At 43.6% G+C, this 2,204-nt stretch carries 3 protein-coding genes and 1 pseudogene; 1 reads left to right on the top strand and 3 read right to left on the bottom strand.

The genetic code is table 11. The features are described 5' to 3' along the window. Nucleotides 1-396: helix-turn-helix domain-containing protein (locus tag BFC18_RS15190; protein ID WP_139138930.1), on the top strand; the 396-nt coding region annotated here is incomplete at its 5' end. Between the two features lie 65 nt (nt 397-461). Here the strand turns inward: BFC18_RS15190 and BFC18_RS15185 are convergent. From BFC18_RS15185 to BFC18_RS15175, 3 genes and pseudogenes are all read right to left on the bottom strand, one after another. Next, complete coding sequence (locus tag BFC18_RS15185; RefSeq protein WP_070126407.1) at nt 462-1,034, bottom strand: hypothetical protein; 573 nt, start codon at nt 1,032-1,034, stop codon at nt 462-464. A gap of 29 nt (nt 1,035-1,063) precedes the next feature. Then, complete coding sequence (locus BFC18_RS15180; protein WP_070126406.1) at nt 1,064-1,258, bottom strand: hypothetical protein; 195 nt, start codon at nt 1,256-1,258, stop codon at nt 1,064-1,066. A 401-nt stretch (nt 1,259-1,659) separates the two neighbouring features. Beyond that, nucleotides 1,660-1,944, bottom strand: a pseudogene (locus BFC18_RS15175) (group II intron reverse transcriptase/maturase); the annotation flags it as partial. Nucleotides 1,945-2,204 lie beyond the last annotated feature (260 nt).

Here is a 2,204-nt window from a genome sequence, read left to right as displayed (position 1 = left end):
TCCTCGGAAGACAATGAGATCCAGAAGAAGCTTGAGGTATTAGCATTGGCTGACAGGCTTGGAAATGTGGCAGAGGCATCCCGACTTAGTGGCGTCTCCCGCGATACGATTTACCGTCATCGTAAACTGATAAAACAAGGTGGAACCGAATCGTTAAAACGTCAGGAAACGCCGGATCTTCATCACAAAAACCGTACTGACAGAGCTATTGAGGAAGTGGTCATCGAATTCTCCCTGGCTAACCCACACCTGGGTCAATCCAAGGTGTCACGGCTGCTCAAATCTGAAAGAAACGTCGACATACACGCTAGCGGCGTTCGTAATATCTGGCTGAGGGAAAACATGAATACCACTGCGTTACGGCTGGCAAAGCTTGCCGAAGCTCGGCAACATTGATAGTGTGATTACGTCAAAATCGCTTGGTACTTATACCGTCAGTATCCCTTGGTAATCACACTAATTCACTTAAATATATAATTAAGAATTTCAGTAACGACTTCTTGTTTAGACTCAGCCTTCTTTGCCTCAGGTGACAAGCTGTAAATAACGCCACCTAGCAAGAATGTCATAATTAATGCAGCAAAAATACCTGCGAAACCATTCCATAACCACCCTAAAGAACGAAGACACCAATGCGGCTCATTATGCTTTTTCGCAGCACTTTTGAGAGCTTGAGTCGCCTTGTCATACGCATTCTTTTTTTCTTTCTCTAACTCATCAACTTTCTTTTTATGTTCTTTTTGAAGCTCATCCTCAACTTTACTTTCTATTCGTTGATACACTTCTTTTAAGAAAAGTTCTGCTTTTAAGTTGAAACTTTCGAGAAGGTCGGTACTTTGCAGTACGGTGTCGTGGTGAGCTTTTACCTTCTTTTCGATTTCAGGCTCATCTAACTTTTCATTCCTGAGTTTGGAAGCTAAATCGTGTTTTGACTTCTTGTAGAATGCATACGCGATAAGACCAACTGGGTCTGTCTCACTTTCAACAAGACACTCATAAACCCATTTCTTATTATTGTTCAACTTCCAACTCACTGACGTCCCTGATTAAGTGAATATACCGCCTAAGCTTCTATTTTCTCTGCATGAGCCTTCAAGAAAGCATCTCTAAAACGCTCATTAAGTGACTTCTTCGCAGTCTTCTTTTTGACTACGCGAGCTCTGGCATAGTATTCATCGCTTAATGACAGTCCTTCCAAAACTTCAAGAATACTATCCATATGAGCTCTGGAGTGCTTATTTTTTCTGATTCTAGCCATAAAAACTCCTTTATCCTCACCAATTAAGTATAGTTACGAAATAACATTCATATTGGTTTTTTCGAGGCCGCGCATACTACAGTAGTGCAAAAAAAAATCAATAACAAGAATTTATGGCTTAGCCTCTTTTACAAAAAGCTTGTGGAGAAAGCTTTCACTGCAAAAATCTAAACACCCAAATCGACAATGATGAAGCCTGTTGCCCCCCGTAGGATATCTTCTCCTCGCCACAGGAAGATCGCTAAGACCATCTTCAAGCCACTCTCTACGGGTTGCCTTAACCAGACACGAAGACAACGCACAGGCTCTGCTGGTGGCTGTCAAAGGCAAAGCGCAAAATTGCTCTATGATTACTGTTTGCTCAATCCGCAAATTTGCGCTTTCAAATCCGTCCACAAAAGCAAACTTTGTTGAACGACTCTGTCCCGTACTGATGGGATACCCAGTAACCGTACTCCTCCCCCGTCTTTCGGGATTTCCACCCGTCTGACCGGTTGAGGGGTATAGCGTTTGGTGTCGAGTTCGAGGCGTAATTGCTCAAGATTATTATCCAAATTCGAGGCGAACTCGCTCAGGCTCTGCCCATCTGTTCCGGCCGCGCCTTTCGCTTTGAACACCTTTTTGAATCCTTTGTACAGCCGTGCTTTATCCAGCAGCTGACCATACAAACTATAATAAACCCGCAATCTTCTCCCCTTCGGATGTGCGCTGTGTGGGGACCGATACCCTTTCTTCGTGTTGGTGCATTTCACCTTGCTATTAAGCGTGCTAGCACAATGGCAATCTACTTAACGTCAAACAAGACTACTCCCCTGTACGGTTTCTCACCCAGTCAGCAACTTCCGTTATTAACCAAACAAGAAGACCCCGATAGCTAGTCGGCGCATGTACCACTAAAAAAAATATCTGCTCATCACAGACTTTACCTGTACTTCCGCCCTTCGCA

It is taken from the genome of Alteromonas confluentis (assembly GCF_001757105.1).
In the GTDB taxonomy this organism is placed as follows: Bacteria; Pseudomonadota; Gammaproteobacteria; order Enterobacterales; family Alteromonadaceae; genus Alteromonas; species Alteromonas confluentis.
Note: the sequence above shows the minus strand (reverse complement) of the source record. Positions and strands in the feature narration are given on the sequence as shown.

Bases quoted from the DNA above. Each gene is read 5' to 3' on its own strand.
- BFC18_RS15180 (WP_070126406.1), bottom strand. From the start codon at position 1,258: ATGGCTAGAATCAGAAAAAATAAGCACTCCAGAGCTCATATGGATAGT.